Annotated in this window: 12 protein-coding genes; 6 read left to right on the top strand and 6 right to left on the bottom strand. The window is 74.2% G+C overall.

Annotation, left to right across the window (positions count from 1 at the left end):
• The first annotated feature begins 84 nt into the window (after positions 1 to 84).
• Positions 85 to 876: a metal-dependent hydrolase gene (locus IE245_RS14270; RefSeq protein ID WP_189947236.1), complete on the top strand. Its 792-nt coding sequence runs from the start codon at positions 85 to 87 to the stop codon at positions 874 to 876.
• Between the two features lie 139 nt (positions 877 to 1,015).
• Positions 1,016 to 1,741, top strand: a complete 726-nt coding sequence (locus IE245_RS14275; RefSeq protein WP_189947239.1) for a S1 family peptidase — start codon at positions 1,016 to 1,018, stop codon at positions 1,739 to 1,741.
• Positions 1,742 to 1,813: 72 nt separating this feature from the next.
• Here the strand turns inward: IE245_RS14275 and IE245_RS14280 are convergent, their stop codons facing one another.
• From IE245_RS14280 to IE245_RS14300, 5 genes are all read right to left on the bottom strand, one after another.
• The gene (locus IE245_RS14280) at positions 1,814 to 3,595 is read right to left on the bottom strand and encodes an ABC transporter ATP-binding protein (RefSeq protein ID WP_189947240.1); all 1,782 of its coding nucleotides are present in this window, start codon (positions 3,593 to 3,595) and stop codon (positions 1,814 to 1,816) included.
• Positions 3,592 to 5,439 carry an ABC transporter transmembrane domain-containing protein gene (locus tag IE245_RS14285; RefSeq protein ID WP_189947243.1) on the bottom strand — a complete coding sequence of 616 codons (1,848 nt, stop codon included), beginning with the start codon at positions 5,437 to 5,439 and terminating at the stop codon, positions 3,592 to 3,594. Before IE245_RS14285 ends, IE245_RS14280 begins: the two co-directional genes overlap by 4 nt.
• 184 nt (positions 5,440 to 5,623) lie before the next feature.
• Positions 5,624 to 7,015, bottom strand: a complete 1,392-nt coding sequence (locus tag IE245_RS14290) for a Gfo/Idh/MocA family protein (protein WP_189947244.1) — start codon at positions 7,013 to 7,015, stop codon at positions 5,624 to 5,626.
• Between the two features lie 285 nt (positions 7,016 to 7,300).
• The gene (locus tag IE245_RS14295; protein ID WP_189947246.1) at positions 7,301 to 10,225 is read right to left on the bottom strand and encodes an FAD-binding and (Fe-S)-binding domain-containing protein; all 2,925 of its coding nucleotides are present in this window, start codon (positions 10,223 to 10,225) and stop codon (positions 7,301 to 7,303) included.
• 34 nt (positions 10,226 to 10,259) lie between these two features.
• The gene (locus IE245_RS14300) at positions 10,260 to 10,721 is read right to left on the bottom strand and encodes a MarR family winged helix-turn-helix transcriptional regulator (protein ID WP_189947248.1); all 462 of its coding nucleotides are present in this window, start codon (positions 10,719 to 10,721) and stop codon (positions 10,260 to 10,262) included.
• A gap of 98 nt (positions 10,722 to 10,819) precedes the next feature.
• On the opposite strand from IE245_RS14300, the gene IE245_RS14305 reads away from it, so the two are divergent.
• From IE245_RS14305 to IE245_RS14315, 3 genes are all read left to right on the top strand, one after another.
• The gene (locus tag IE245_RS14305; protein WP_189947250.1) at positions 10,820 to 12,652 is read left to right on the top strand and encodes an ABC transporter ATP-binding protein; all 1,833 of its coding nucleotides are present in this window, start codon (positions 10,820 to 10,822) and stop codon (positions 12,650 to 12,652) included.
• A 287-nt stretch (positions 12,653 to 12,939) separates the two neighbouring features.
• Complete coding sequence (mltG, locus tag IE245_RS14310) at positions 12,940 to 13,815, top strand: endolytic transglycosylase MltG (RefSeq protein ID WP_189947252.1); 876 nt, start codon at positions 12,940 to 12,942, stop codon at positions 13,813 to 13,815.
• A gap of 73 nt (positions 13,816 to 13,888) precedes the next feature.
• Entirely contained in the window at positions 13,889 to 14,167 is a 279-nt protein-coding gene (locus IE245_RS14315; RefSeq protein ID WP_189947254.1) for a hypothetical protein, read from the top strand.
• Here the strand turns inward: IE245_RS14315 and IE245_RS14320 are convergent.
• On the bottom strand, positions 14,157 to 15,248 hold the full coding sequence (locus tag IE245_RS14320) for an NAD(P)-binding domain-containing protein (RefSeq protein WP_229851267.1): 1,092 nt from the start codon (positions 15,246 to 15,248) through the stop codon (positions 14,157 to 14,159). The genes IE245_RS14315 and IE245_RS14320 overlap by 11 nt on opposite strands.
• A gap of 101 nt (positions 15,249 to 15,349) precedes the next feature.
• On the opposite strand from IE245_RS14320, the gene IE245_RS14325 reads away from it, so the two are divergent.
• A complete protein-coding gene (locus IE245_RS14325) occupies positions 15,350 to 15,772 on the top strand; it encodes a secondary thiamine-phosphate synthase enzyme YjbQ (protein ID WP_189947256.1) in 423 nt (140 codons plus the stop codon).
• The last annotated feature ends 6 nt before the right edge of the window (positions 15,773 to 15,778 follow it).

Consider the following 15,778-nt stretch of genomic DNA (forward strand, 5'->3'; position numbering starts at 1 on the left):
ACGTGAAGATCACGCCCGATAGGCTGGTCCGTCGACCGGTCGTCAATTCGGCGCCGGCAGGGGAGAAACGGGGCGACACCGACCATGATGGGACCGGCGCACTCGCTGTCCGGCGCGGCGGCCTGGCTGGGCGTCGGAGCCGCCGCGGCCGCCTTCGACCACCCGATGCCCTGGCCGGTGCTGCTCGTCGGCGCGCTGCTGTGCGCGGGCGCGGCCCTCGCCCCCGACCTGGACCACAAGTCGGCGACCATCTCGCGCGCCTTCGGCCCCGTCTCCCGGGGCCTGTGCGAGATCGTCGACAAGCTGTCGTACGCCGTCTACAAGGCGACCCGCAGCCCCCGGGACCCGCGCCGCTCCGGCGGCCACCGCACCCTCACCCACACCTGGGTGTGGGCGGTCCTCATCGGCGGCGGCTGCTCGGTCGCGGCCGTCACCGGCGGTCGCTGGGCGGTCCTCGCGATCCTCTTCGTCCACCTCGTGCTCGCGGTCGAGGGCCTGCTGTGGCGGGCCGCCCGGATGTCCAGCGACATCCTGGTGTGGCTGCTCGGCGCGACCAGCGCCTGGATCCTCGCGGGCGTCCTCGACCAGCCGGGCAACGGCTCCGACTGGCTCTTCACCGGCGCCGGGCAGGAATACCTGTGGCTGGGCCTGCCGATCGTCCTCGGCGCCCTCGTCCACGACGTCGGCGACGCGCTCACCGTATCCGGCTGCCCGATCCTGTGGCCGATCCCCATCGGCCGCAAGCGCTGGTACCCCATCGGCCCCCCGAAGGGCATGCGCTTCCGCGCCGGCAGCTGGGTCGAGCTGAAGGTCCTCATGCCGGCCTTCATGGTCCTCGGCGGGATCGGCGGAGCCTCGGCCCTCGGATTCCTGTAGGGGTCTCGTGCCCCTGCCCGGGGGATAGCACGGTGTTATGGACGAACGGGATTACCCCGGGATCCGACGCGTGACGACGCTGGTTCCACCCACTCCCCCCACAGGCGGCGCCTCCGCGCGCCGTCGGAGACGAGGAACCTTGCGTACGCACCGCATATGGGCGTCCGCCGCTGCCGCGGCGCTCTCCGTGCTCGCCCTCTTCGCGCCCTCCGCCACCGCGGCGGAGCAGGCCCCCGCCCGCGCCGACGCCGCGGCCGTCCAGCCGATCATCGGCGGCGGCTACGCCCAGAGCGGCCCCTGGGCGGCCAGGCTCTTCTCCAACGGCCGGGAGACCTGTTCCGCGACGATCATCGCTCCCACCTGGATCCTGACGGCCAAGCACTGCGTCACCGGTGGCGGGCTGTCCTTCCGGATCGGCAGTCTGGACCAGCACAGCGGCGGGACCGTCGCCAACGGGGTCCAGACCTACACCCACAGCTCCGACCTCGCCCTGGTCCGCCTGGACCGCTCGGTGACGGCGTCCTACGCCCGGCTCGGCCAGCCCGGATCCGTGAGCGTCGGGCAGACCGTTCAGGTCTACGGCTGGGGAGCCACCTCCCAGTGCGGCTCCGAGGCCACCTGCCAGTCCCGCTACCTCAAGGTCGCCAACGTGACGGTGACCGGAGGCTGCCGTGACGCGTACAACGGCTCGGCCATCTGCGCCCGCCGCGGCGACGGCATCACCGCCGGCGGAGACTCCGGCGGCCCGATGATGGCGAACGGCGTCCAGGTCGGGGTCGCCTCCACCAGCGACCGCCAGACCACGACCGCGTACACCAACGTCACGGCCTACCGGTCCTGGATCCAGTCGATCGCGGGCGTCTGACCGCCGCCCGGCCGGGCCGTCCGCCGGCGGCCCGGCCCGGCCCGGGCCGCCGGCGGACGGCCGGTCAGCCGGTCAGCCGTGCCAGGACCGCCACAGCGCCGCGTACGCGCCGTCCGCCGCCACCAGGTCGTGGTGGTTGCCCAGCTCGCTGATCCGGCCGTCCTCGACCACCGCGATCAGGTCGGCGTCGTGCGCGGTGTGCAGGCGGTGGGCGATCGCCACCACCGTCCGCCCGTCCAGGACCTGCCCCAGCGAACGCTCCAGATGACGGGCCGCGCGCGGGTCGAGCAGCGAGGTCGCCTCGTCCAGGACCAGCGTGTGCGGATCGGCCAGCACCAGCCGGGCCAGCGCGACCTGCTGGGCCTGCGCCGGGGTCAGCGCCCGGCCGCCCGAACCGACCTCGGTGTCCAGGCCCGCGTCGAGCGCCCGCGCCCAGCCCTCCGCGTCCACCGCCGCCAGGGCCGACCACAGCTCGGGGTCCCCGGCCTCCGGGCGGGCGAGCAGCAGATTGTCGCGGAGCGTGCCCACGAAGACGTGGTGCTCCTGATTGACCAGCGCCACGTGCTCGCGGACCCGCTCGGCCGGCATCCGGGCCAGCTCGGCCCCACCGAGCGTCACCTCGCCGGCGCGCGGGCCGTAGATGCCCGCGAGGAGCCGGCCCAGCGTCGACTTGCCCGCCCCCGACGGGCCGACCAGCGCGAGCCGGGTGCCCGGCGCCACCGTCAGGGACACCCCGTGCAGCACGTCCACGCCCTCCCGGTACCCGAAGCGCACATCGGCCGCCTCGACCGACCGCCCCTCGGGCCGCACCGACGCGTCCCCGGGTTCCGGCTCGATGTCCCGCACACCCACGAGGCGGGCCAGCGACACCTGAGCCACCTGCAGCTCGTCGTACCAGCGCAGCACGATCCCGATCGGGTCCACCAGCATCTGGGCGAGGAGCGCGCCCGTCGTCAGCTGCCCGACGTCCATCCAGCCCCGGAAGACGCAGAAGCCGCCGATGGCGAGGACCCCGCACAGCACCAGCGTGTGCGTCAGGTTGACCACCGGGAACAGCACCGCCCGCAGGTAGAGCGTGTACCGCTCCCACCGGGTCCACTCCCGGACCCGCCGGTCCGAGAGCGCCACCCGGCGCGCCCCGAGGCGGTGCGCCTCGACCGTGCGGCCCGCGTCGACCGTCTCGGCCAGCGCGGCCGCCACCGCCGCGTACCCAGCCGCCTCCGAACGGTAGGCGGACGGCGCCCGCCTGAAGTACCAGCGGCAGCCGGCGATCAGCAGCGGCGCGGCGATCACCACCGCCAACGCGAGCGGCGGCGCGGTGAACGCGAGCCCGCCGACCAGCAGCCCCGCCCACACCACGCCGACGACGAGCTGCGGCACGGCCTCGCGCATCGCGTTGGCCAGCCGGTCCACATCGGTGGTGATCCGGGAGAGCAGATCGCCGGTGCCCGCCCGCTCCAGGACCCCCGGCGGCAGCCCGACCGCGCGGACCAGGAAGTCCTCCCGGAGGTCGGCGAGCATCTCCTCGCCGAGCATCGCCCCGCGCAGCCGGACCAGGCGCACGAAGAACGCCTGCACGGCGAGCGCGACGGCGAACAGCGCGACCGCGGGCCCCAGATGGAGCTCCCGCGCGCCCTCGGCGAGCCGGTCCACCACCTGGCCGAGCACGTACGGCCCCACCATGGAGGCGGTCACGGCCACCGTGTTCACGCCGACGAGCACCGCGAACGCCGTGCGGTGCCGGCGCAGCAGCTCGCGGACGTAGGCCCGCACGGTCGCCCCGGCGGCGACGGGCAGGGTGGTGGCGGTCGTCGGGGCCGCCGGGTCGTACGCGGGCGGCGCCAGGCCGATCATGCCGTCTCCCCTTTCCGTGCTTCGTGTCCGGCCGCGGTGGTCGCGGCGAGTTCGGAATCGGTGCCGTCGGCCGTTCCGTCGGTCGATCCGTCCGCCGATCCGTCGCCCGTCTCCCGGGTGACGACCGCCCGGTAGCGCGGATCGCCGGTGAGCAGTTCGCGGTGGGTGCCGTGGGCGACGGCCCGGCCCCCGTGGACCAGGACCACCCGGTCCGCCAGGTCCAGGAGCAGCGGCGAGGAGGCCAGCACCACGGTGGTGCGGCCCGCGCGCAGCTTGCGCACGCCCGCCGCGACCCGCGCCTCGGTGTGCGAGTCGACCGCCGAGGTCGGCTCGTCGAGGACGAGCACCTCCGGGTCCGTCACCAGCGAGCGGGCCAGCGCGAGACGCTGCCGCTGGCCGCCGGAGAGCGAGCGGCCCCGCTCGGTGATCCGGGTCCGCATCGGGTCGCCGTCGGTGTCCACCGACGCCTGCGCGAGTGCGTCGAGGACGTCCCCGCACTGGGCCGCGGCGAGCGCCTCCTCCGGCCGGACCGCGTCGGACGACGGCACGTCGAGCAGCTCGTGGAGGGTGCCGGACAGCAGGACCGGCTCCTTGTCCTGGACCAGGACGGCCGTCCTGGCCGCGTCCAGCGACAGCTCGTCGAGCGGCACCCCGCCGAGACGCACCGAGACGTGGTCGTCGCCCGGTTCGGCTGGATGCCCGCCGAGCCGCTCGGCGAGCCGGCCGGCCGCGTCCGGGTCCCCGCACACCACGGCGGTGAACTGCCCGGCGGGCGCGATGACCCCGCTCACCGGGTCGTACAGGTCGCCGGCCGCCCGCCGGCCCCGGGAGCCCCCGGCCGGTCCGGTCGTCCGGCTGAGGGCGAGCACCCGCGCGGCGCGCTTCGCGGAGGGCCGGGAGAAGGCGTACGCCATCGCGATCTCCTCCACGTTCCGCAGAGGATGATGGGTGAGCGCCACCGCGCCGTAGACGGTGACCAGCGCGCCGACCGTGATCCGCCCGTCGAGCGCGAGCCCCGCCCCGTACGCCACCACGGCGATCAGCAGCAGCCCCGGAAGGAGCACCTGGACGGCGGCGATCAGCGCCCACATCCGGGCGCTGCGCACGGCGGCGCGGCGGACCTCCTGCGAGGCGGCCCGGTAGCGGCCGAGGAACAGCTCCTCGCCGCCGATCCCGCGCAGCACGCGCAGCCCGGCGACGGTGTCGGCGGCGAGTTCGGTGGCCTTGCCGGCCTTCTCGCGCTGCTCGTCCGCCCGCCGGGTGGCGCGCGGCAGCAGCGGCAGTGCGGCCAGGGCGAGCGCCGGGACGCCCACCGCGACGACGACGCCGAGCGCCGGCTCGTACACGATCAGCCCGACGCAGACGGCGAGGAGGGTGAGGACGGCGGCGGCGAACCGCGAGAACGCCTCCACGAACCAGCCGATCTTCTCGACGTCGGCCGTCGACACGGAGACGACCTCTCCGGCCGCGACCCGCCGGGTCAGCAGCGAGCCGAGCTCGGCGGTCCTGCGGGCGAGGAGCTGCTGGACCCGCGCGGCGGCGGTGATCCAGTTGGTGACGGCCGTGCGGTGCAGCATGGTGTCACCCACGGCGATCCCGGCGCCGAGCGCCGCGACCGTCCCGCAGCCGGCCGCGAGCCGTCCGCCGTCGCCGTCGACGACGGCCTGCACGGCGATGCCGACACCGACCGGCAGCCCGGCGATCGACAGCTGGAGCAGCAGCCCCCACAGCAGCGACCTCACCTGCCCGCCGAGCTGCATGCGCCCCAGCCAGAGCAGGAGGCGGGTGCCCGAACGGACGTCGGGCACCCCCGGGTCGGCATACGGAAGGTCTTGGATCTGCATGGCGTCCCACGGTCTCCGGGGGTGGCTGGGGGCGGGCCGTCGGTCTGCGGCGCCGCCGGGGAAACCGTTCCAGCCTGGCCCCCTCCGCCGGAGAGGGGCAATCGATTTTCGTGCCGGTGGATCCATAGGTCCATCGGTCCATCGGCCCGGTGGTCCAGGGGCAAGGGGTCCGCGGGCCGGCGGCTCAGGCGGGCCGGGGCGAGTCCATCCCCGAGCGGGCCCGGCGCCATTCGCCGCGCGTGAAGTCGGGGATCTGCTGCGGCGCGCCGTTCGCCCGGATGGAGGCGTGGCTCAGCGGCACCGGCGCGGTCCACGTCGCCGCGTCGTACACGTCGAAGTCGGGCACGAGCCCCAGCCGCATGCACTGCATCAGCCGGAAGACCATGATGTAGTCCATGCCGCCGTGCCCGCCGGGCGGGTTGGCGTGCTCCTTCCACAGCCAGTGGTCGAACTCGTCGGCGTACGCGGAGAAGTCGGCCCACCGGTCGTCCGTGTGGTCCGGCTCGATGTAGATCCGGGCCGGGTAGTCCTCGAAGACGCCCTTCGTGCCGCCCAGGCTGTTGATCCTGCTGTACGGGTGCGGGGTGGACACGTCGTGTTCGAGCCGGATGACCCGGCCCTTGGCCGTCTGCACCATGCTGATGGTCCGGTCGGCCCCGATGTACGACTCCTTCCAGCTCGGGTCGCCGGCCGGCACGTGGGCGGCGCGGTACTCGGCGAGCCCGAGCGCCGGCGTGCCGAAGCTGCTGATGCTGACCACGCGGTCGCCCCGGTTGACGTCCATGTAGTTGGCGACCGGGCCGAAGCCGTGGTTGGGGTAGAGGTCGCCGCGCAGCCGGGTGTGCCACCGCCGCCGCCAGGGCCCCTCGTAGTACGTCGGCGAGAACATCAGGCCCCGCAGGTCGTGGTTGTACGCCCCGGCGCCGTGCAGCAGCTGCCCGAACTTCCCGGCGTGCGCCATCCGCAGGACCCGCAGCTCGTTCCGCCCGTAGCAGCAGTTCTCCAGCTGCATGCAGTGGCGCCGCGTCCGCTCGGAGAGGTCGACCAGGTCCCACAGCTCCTGCAGCTCCATGGCGACGGGACATTCGACGCCGACGTGCTTGCCGTTGAGCATCGCCGCCCGGGCCATCGGGAAGTGCAGCTCCCAGGGCGTGGCCACGTACACGAAGTCCAGGTCGGTGCGGGCGCACAGCTTCTCGTAGTCGTCCTCGCCGTTGGTGTAGACGGCGGGGGCGGGCTGCCCGGAGGCGGTGACCTTGGCGGCGGCCCGTTCGGCCTTGGCGCGCACCGGGTCGCAGACGGCGACCACCCGGACGCCCGGGACGACGAGGAAGTTGTCGATCATGCTGCTGCCGCGGTTGCCGAGGCCGATGATGCCGACCCGGACGGTGGAGCGGCCCTCGAAGGGCACGCCGGCCATGGTGGCGCCCTGGCGCTTCGGCGCCGCGGCGGCCCCGGCCGCGGCGTGGGCGGTACCGGCGGCGAAGGCACCGAGGCCGAGGCTCGCGCCGGCGGCTCCCGCCGTGGTCCTGAGGACCGACCGGCGGCTCGGGTCGTGGGGAGACTGCTCGTTCATGGAACCTCCAGAGGCTGTCCGGGCGGCTGGTTCATGAATCCCGCTCAGGACCCTGGCCCCTGTGACCTGTGGCGCGCAAGGATGCCTGTTTGGACTCCTGCGGCGGGTCGTTGGACTTTACTGTTCCGGATCTCCCGCCGATGCGCGGCACCGGACGGTCGGTAATCGAACATGGGGAGGGCCCCTCACCTGTGAGGGTGAGGGGCCCTGTTCCCGTTGACGGCCGGGTCTGACGTCCGGGTCTGACGTCCGGGCCTGACGGCCGGGTTCGACGGCCGGGACGGCTCAGGGGCGGGTCGCCTCCTCCAGGGCGAGCAGCGCCGAGCGGTAACGGCGGCCGGTGGCCCGGTCCATGCCGATCTCGCACATGCGGTTGGCCGAGAGGTGGGCGTCGAAGGGGCGGGCCGTGACCTCGGCGGCCTCCCGGGCCGTCGCCGAGGCCGTCAGCTCCGGATGGAGCATGCCCCGGTCGCCGGCGAAGGCGCAGCAGCCCGCGTCGACCGGCACGACGACCTCGTCGGCGCAGAACTCCGCGAGCTCGGTGAGCCGGTCGGCGTCCCCGAGGTGCAGCATCGAGCAGGTGGGGTGGACGACCGCCGAGCCCACCGTCCGGCGGGCCTCCAGGCGGGGGAGGAGTTCCCCGGCGGCCCACACCAGGGAGTCCACCACGGTCAGTTCCGCGTGCAGCGCGCGGTTGTCGTCGGTGAGGTACGGGACGACCTCGCGGGCGATCCCGAGGGTGCAGGAGGAGGCGTCCACCACCAGCGGGAGCCGTCCCCCGGCGGTCCAGCCCCAGGCGGCTTCGACGATCCGGTTGGCCATCACCTCGTTGCCCCGCGCGTACCCCTTGGAGTGCCAGATCGTGGCGCAGCAGGTGCCGACCACGTCGTCCGGGATCCACACGGGCTTCCCGGCCCGGGCCGAGACGGCGACGACGGCCTCGGGGAGGGAGGGGCCGGGCGTGCCGTCCGGCGGGCCGAAGACGCGGTTGACGCAGGCCGGGTAGTAGACGGCGACGGCCGCCGGCCGGTGGGTGCGGGGCAGCCGGCGGGGCGCCGCGCCGGGGATCTCCGGCAGCCACTCCGGTACGAGGTCGGGCCGGACGGCCTTGCGGGCGAGTCCGGTCACCCGCTCCAGGAGGCCGTCCCCGACCCGGTCGGCGGCACCCACCGCGAGCCGCGCGGAGGCCTCCACGGCCCGGAAGTGCCGCGCGGCGAGGGCGGCGATCCGCTCTTCGCGCGGGGAGTGCCGCTCGTGCCGGAACCCCTTCATCAGCGCGCCGGTGTCGATGCCGACCGGGCAGGCCAGCTTGCAGGTGGAGTCGCCGGCGCAGGTGTCGACGGCGTCGTGACCGTACGCCTCCAGGAGCCGGCGCTCCACGGGGGAGTCGTCGGCCTGCCGCAGCATCTCCCGGCGCAGCACGATCCGCTGCCGCGGGGTGGTCGTCAGGTCGCGGCTGGGGCAGACCGGTTCGCAGAACCCGCACTCGATGCAGGGGTCGGCGACGCGCTCCACGGACGGGATGGTCTTCAGGCCGCGCAGATGGGCCTGCGGGTCGCGGTCGAGGACGATCCGGGGGGCGAGGACCCCGTCGGGGTCGATGAGTTCCTTGGTCCGCCACATCAGCTCGGTCGCCTTCGGGCCCCACTCCAGCTCCAGGAAGGGGGCGATGTTGCGGCCGGTGGCGTGTTCGGCCTTCAGCGAGCCGTCGAACCGCTCGACGGTGAGCTTGCAGAAGTCGTCCATGAAGGAGGCGTACCGCTCGACGTCCGCGGGGTCCGCGGCGTCGAAGGCGAGCAGGAAGTGGAGGTTGCCGTGGGCGGCGTGACCGGCGACGGCGGCGTCGAAGCCGTGCCGGGCCTGCAGGTCGAGCAGCTCGGCGCAGGCCTCGGCGAGCCGTGCCGGGGGCACCGCGAAGTCCTCGGTGATCAGGGTCGTCCCCGAGGGGCGGGAGCCGCCGACGGCCGTCACGAAGGCCTTCCGGGCCTTCCAGTAGCCGCCGATGGTGCCCGCGTCCCGGGTGAAGGCGTTGGCGGCGGAGGCCACCGGGGCGATCAGGCCGAGCCCGGCCAGGACCTCGTCCGCCGCCTCCTCGTACGCGGCGAGCGCCGCCTCGTCCGGCGCCCGGAACTCCACGAGCAGCGCGGTGGTGTCCTTCGGCAGCTCCGCCCAGTCGGCGGGGACGCCGGGCACGCTCACCGAGGCCCGCAGGGTGTTGCCGTCCATCAGCTCGACGGCGAGCGCCCCGGCCTCGGTGAAGCGCGGCACGGCCGCCGCGGCGGCGGGCAGCGAGGGGAAGAAGAGCAGCGCGGTGGAGACCAAGCGGTCGAGCGGCAGGGTGTCGAAGACGACCTCGGAGAGGAAACCGAAGGTGCCCTCCGAGCCGATCATCAGGCCGCGCAGGATCTCCACGGGGGTGGCCCCGTCCAGGAAGGCGTCGAGGCGGTAGCCGTTGGTGTTCTTGATCCGGTACTTGGCGCGGATCCGGTCCGTCAGCTCCGCGTCGGCCTCGATCTCGGCCTTCAGCGCGAGCAGCCCCGCGCAGAGCCGGGGCTCGGCCCGGGCCAGCTCCTCGTCGGCGGCCGGATCGGCCGTGTCGACGACCGTGCCGCTCGGCAGCACGAAGGTGAGCGAGGCGACCGTCCGGTAGGAGTTCCGGGTGGTCCCGGCGGTCATCCCGGAGGCGTTGTTGGCGACGACCCCGCCGATCGTGCAGGCGACCGCGCTGGCCGGGTCGGGCCCGAGCACCCTGCCGTACGGCGCGAGGGCCGCGTTGGCGCGGACGACGGTGGTGCCGGGGCGGATCCGGGCGCGGGCGCCGCCGTCCAGGACCTCCACGCCGACCCAGTGCCGGCGGACGTCGACGAGGATGTCCTCGCCCTGCGCCTGCCCGTTGAGACTGGTCCCGGCGGCCCGGAAGACCACCTCGCGGCCCTTGCCGTGCGCGTAGGACAGCACGGTCGAGACGTCGTCGACGTCCTCGGCGACCACGACCACCTGCGGCAGGAACCGGTAGGGACTGGCGTCGGACGCGTACCGCACCAGGTCGGAGACGCCGGACAGGATCTTCTCGGGCCCGAGGAGCGCCCCCAGCTCCTCCCGCAGCCGCCGCGGCGTGCCGCGCGCCTGGAGGTCCGGGACCCGGTCGGGGGCCGGGGTCCGCTTCCGGCCCGGGCGGAGGGCCCGCGGGTTCGGTTCCAGCAGCGGCATGGCACGGCTCCCCTCGGCGCGGGCTCCGGCGGCGTCAGCAGCCGCCCTCCGGGACGGGCCCGGCCAGGGCGGTCAGCAGGCCTCCGAGCACCTCGCGCTGTTCGACGGTCAATGGGGCCAGGATGTCCTCTGCGGCCGCCCGGCGCGCGCTGCGCAGCTCCCGCAGCGTGGCGCGCCCCTCGTCGGTGAGCTCGATCCGGATCACCCGGCGGTTGCTCGGATCGGGCACCCGGCGCACCCGCCCGGCCGCCTCCAGGCCGTCGACGAGGCTGGTCACGGCGCGGGGGACCACTTCGAGGCGGGCGGCGAGGTCGGCCATCCGGGGCGGGGCGTCCCCGTAGTGGGCGACCGTCCGCAGCAGCCGGGACTGGGCCGGGGTGATGCCGACCGGCTCCAGGTGGCGCTTCTGGATGCGGTGCAGTCGGCGGGTGAGCCGCAGCAGCTGCTCGGCGAGGAGCCCGTCGGGGTCGGGGGCGGACGGGGCGGGGGTGTTCATGCGGGAACACTATCAGGACCACGCTCATTGTGAACATAGGTAAGTGTGAGCTACAGTCCGAAGTGCACACCCTCGCACCCGATCCTGCGAAGGAGCCCATGCGTCCCCACGACGAGTCCACCTGGACACCACCGCCGCGCGATCCCGCGCAGCCGAAGGAGCCCGCCCAGCTGCGGCGCATCCTCGGCCTCTTCCGTCCCTACCGCGTCCGCCTCGGGCTCGTCGGCCTCCTGGTCGCCGCCGCCTCGCTGGTCTCGGTCGCCTCCCCGTTCCTCCTCAAGGAGATCCTCGACACCGCGATCCCCCAGGGGCGCACCGGGCTGCTCAGCCTGCTCGTCCTCGGCATGATCGGCACCGCCGTGCTCACCGGCGTCTTCGGCGTGCTCCAGACCCTGATCTCCACCACGGTGGGCCAGCGGGTCATGCACGACCTGCGCACCGCCGTCTACGGCCGGCTCCAGCGGATGCCGCTGGCCTTCTTCACCCGGACGAGGACCGGCGAGGTCCAGTCCCGGATCGCCAACGACATCGGCGGCATGCAGGCCACCGTGACCTCCACGGCCACCTCCCTGGTCTCCAACCTCACCGCCGTCGTCGCCACCGTCGTCGCCATGCTCGCGCTCGACTGGCGGCTCACCCTCTTCTCCCTGCTCCTGCTCCCCGTCTTCGTCTGGATCAGCCGCCGGGTCGGCGACGAGCGGAAGCGGATCACCACCCAGCGCCAGAAGCAGATGGCCGCCATGGCCGCGACCGTCACCGAGTCGCTCTCCGTCAGCGGCATCCTGCTCGGCCGCACCATGGGCCGCGCCGACTCGCTGACCGAGTCCTTCTCCCGGGAGTCCGAGCGCCTCGTCGACCTCGAGGTGCGCTCCTCCATGGCCGGACGCTGGCGGATGTCCGTCATCGGCATCGTCATGGCCGCCATGCCCGCCCTGCTCTACTGGGCAGCCGGCTTCGCCGCGCAGGCCGGCGGCGCGATCTCCCTCGGCACCCTGGTCGCCTTCGTCTCGCTCCAGCAGGGCCTCTTCCGGCCCACCGTGAGCCTGCTGTCCACCGGCGTCCAGATCCAGACCTCGCTCGCGCTCTTCCAGCGCATCTTCGAGTACCTCGACCTCCCGGTCGACATCACCGAGCCCGAAGAGCCCGTCCGCCCCGACGCCGTCCGGGGCGAGATCGGCTTCGAGGGGGTCCGCTTCCACTACGACCCCGAGGGCGCGGGCCGCCCCACCCTGGACGGCATCGACCTCACCGTGCCGGCCGGGGGCAGCCTCGCCGTCGTCGGCCCCACCGGCTCCGGCAAGTCCACCCTCGGCCACCTCGTGCCCCGGCTCTACGACGTCACCGACGGCCGGGTCACCCTCGACGGCGTCGACGTCCGCGACCTCGGCTTCGACACCCTCGCCGGCGCGATCGGCCTGGTCTCCCAGGAGACGTACCTCTTCCACGCCTCCGTCGCCGACAACCTCCGCTTCGCCAAGCCCGACGCCACCGACGAGGAGATCGAGGCCGCGGCCCGCGCCGCCCAGATCCACGACCACATCGCCTCGCTGCCCGACGGGTACGACACCCTGGTCGGCGAGCGGGGCCACCGCTTCTCCGGCGGCGAGAAGCAGCGCCTGGCGATTGCCCGCACCATCCTGCGCGACCCGCCGGTGCTCATCCTCGACGAGGCGACCAGTGCCCTCGACACCCGTACCGAGCGCGCGGTCCAGCAGGCCATCGACGCCCTCTCCGCGGGCCGCACCACCCTCACCATCGCCCACCGTCTCTCCACCGTCCGCGACGCGGACCGGATCGTCGTCCTGGAGGCGGGCCGGATCGCGGAGAGCGGCACCCACGAGGAGCTGATGGCGAAGGACGGCACGTACGCCGCCCTGGTCCGCCGCGACGAACAGGCGAACGCACGAGCGGTTGTTCCCGCGAACGTGTGATCGTCCCCGGATTCATTGCTCAACTCCCGTGCGGCGTCGGATGATTACGGTGCGCAAGCGACGGGCTGCAGACCGCGACTGCGCTGTCCCACGAAACACCTGTACGAGGAGAAGCACCACCATGAACGTCATCACCGATCTGCTCGCCGGCGTCCTCCACTTCCTTGGCTGGCTCGTCTGACGCACGCAGCTCCCGGCGCCGCCGGCTCCCCGTCCCAGGGGGCCGGCGGCGCCGCCGTGTGCGCGGGCTCCCCGGAATCCCCGGACCGCCGGGTTACGGTGCGCCCATGCCGTACCGGCCGACCTCCCCGTACGCACCCCGCCGCCGCCCCCGGCTCACCCGCCGCGGACGGCTGGCCGTCATCGCCGGGGCGCTGCTGGCGCTCGCCGTCGCGACCGCCGTCCCCCTCCTGCTGCTCCTCCCGCGCGACGAGCCCGCCACGCCGCCCGTCCCGCCCGCGCCGCCCACGCTGCTCGTCCCCGAGGGCTGGCGCTCCACCCAGGTGTACGAGGCCGTCGACCGCGCCCTCGCCCTGCCCGACGGCACCGCCCGCAAGGCCGCCACCGCCCCCGCCGCGGCCCTCGGACTCCCGCGCGAGGCGGCGGGAAACCCCGAGGGCTACCTCTTCCCCGCCACGTATCCGCTCCCCGAGGGCACCACCGCCGAGGGGCTGCTCCGCTACATGGTCGCCACCGCCGATCGCCGCTTCGGCACCCCGGCCACCGCCGAGGCCGCCCGGGCCCAGGGCCTCACCGCCCACCAGGCGCTGATCGTCGCGAGCATCGTCCAGGCCGAGGCGGACACCCCCGAGGACATGGCCAAGGTCGCCCGCGTCGTCCACAACCGCCTCGCCCGCGGCATGCCCCTCCAGATGGATTCGACCCTCAACTACGCCCTGGACCGCAGCACGGTCGACACCACCGTCGAGGACACCCGCAACACCAGTCCCTACAACACCTACGCCCACAAGGGCCTCCCGCCCGCCCCCATCGGCAACCCCGGCGAGCAGGCCATGGCCGCCGCACTCCGCCCACCGGCGGGCGACTGGCTCTACTTCGTCACCGTCACCCCCGGCGACACCCGCTTCACCGCCGACTACGCGACCCATCAGGCGAACGTCACCGAGTTCAACGAGAGGCGACGACAGGAAGGCGGCGACTGACCGGCGGTGGAATTGCCCCGATATCGTCCGATTCCCATCGCATCGAGAGGGCGGCCGGCTCGTTGGGCAGCGCATGAAGCAGCTCAGACGACTCAGGCGGCGTCGCTGGATCTGGTCTCCCATCACCTCCTGGCAGGCGAGGCGGGTGGCCCGGGTCAGCGGGGTGGACTTCGACGACGCCTGGGTGGAGATCCGGCTGACCACCCACCCGGACGAACGTCACCTCGCCCTCGCCCACGACGTCCTCACCCAGGTCCTCCTCAGCCGGAGCGCCGTCCTCCTGGAGGAGGGGCCCGGGTACGCGCCCGAGCGCGAGTGGCGGCGCCCGCGCGACGGCTCGCTCAGACCGTGACGGTCTCCCGCGCGCGCTCCGGCCCGCGCGCCAGCAGGCGGCGGATCTCGGTCACGGCGGCGCGACCGGCCCGGTTGGCGCCGATCGTCGAGGCGGAGGGGCCGTAGCCCACCAGGTGGACGCGCTCGTCGAGGACGGCGCGGGTCCCCTCCAGCCGGATGCCTCCGCCCGGACCCCGCAGCCGCAGCGGGGCCAGGTGGTCGATGGCCGGCCGGAAGCCGGTCGCCCACAGGATCACGTCCGCGTCGACCGTACGGCCGTCCGCCCAGACCGCTCCGGTCGGCGTGATCCGCTCGAACATGGGCTGCCGGTCGAGCACGCCGCTCGCCAGACCGGCCCGGACGGCGTCGTTGAGGGGCAGCCCGGTCACCGACACCACGCTCCGCGGCGGCAGCCCCTGCCGGACCCGCTCCTCGACGAGGGCGACGGCCGCCCGCCCCTCGGCCTCGCCGAACGACCCTTCCCGGAAGACCGGCTCGCGCCGCGTCACCCAGGTCGTCCCGGCGGCGTGTTCCGCGATCTCCAGGAGGTGCTGCGTCGCCGAGGCGCCGCCCCCCACCACGATCACCCGCCGCCCGGCGAAGGCCTCGGGGCCCGGGTACCGCGCGGTGTGCAGCTGGCGGCCGAGGAAGGTCTCCTGCCCGGGATACCGGGGCCAGAAGGGCCGGTCCCACGTCCCGGTGGCGCTGATCAGCGCCCGGGTCGCGTACGCCCCCTCCGAACTCTCCACCCGCAGCAGCCCGCCGGCGCCCTCCCGGACGGCGGTCACGTCGACCGGCCGGTGCACCCGCAGCCCGAACCGCCGCTCGTACGCGTCGAAATACCCCGCGATCACCTCGGACGAGGGCCGGGCGGCGTCGGCGCCCACCAGCTCCATCCCCGGCAGCGCGTGCATCCCGTGCACCTTCCCGTACGTCAGGGACGGCCACCGGAACTGCCACGCCCCGCCCGGGCGCGGCGCGTGGTCGAGCACCACGAAGTCCCGCTCCGGCTCCAGCCCCACCCGCCGCAGATGGAACGCGGCGGACAGCCCCGCCTGACCGGCCCCGACCACCACCACGTCCACCCAAGATTCGTTCACGCTTCTACCAACTGTGCCGGGGTGCGGGATCTTCCCCACCAGCCGCCGACACCCCGCCCCGAGGCCGCGCGCCACCGCCGTCCGGACGGCAGGATGGCCCCATGTCCCAGTCCTTCACCACCCGCGTCCTCAGCCTCACCACCGGCCCCCGGGAGACGGTCACCGACCTGACCCGCGCCTGCGAGGACTTCCTGACGGAGACGGCCATCGGCCGCGACGGCCTCCTCAACCTCTTCGTCCCCCACGCCACCGCCGGCCTCGCCGTCCTGGAGACCGGCGCCGGCAGCGACAGCGACCTCCTGGCGACCCTCCACCACCTGCTCCCCGCCGACGACCGCTGGCAGCACCGCCACGGCAGCCCCGGCCACGGCCGCGACCACGTCCTCCCCGCCTTCCTCCCGCCCCACGCCACCCTCCCCGTCATCGCGGGCCGCCTCAGCCTCGGCACCTGGCAGTCGATCTGCCTCGTCGACACCAATAAAGACAAAGACAACCGTCAAGTGCGGTTGAGCTTCCTGGGCTGATCGAGC

Source organism: Streptomyces roseolus (assembly GCF_014649855.1).
GTDB classification, from domain to species: Bacteria; Actinomycetota; Actinomycetes; order Streptomycetales; family Streptomycetaceae; genus Streptomyces; species Streptomyces roseolus.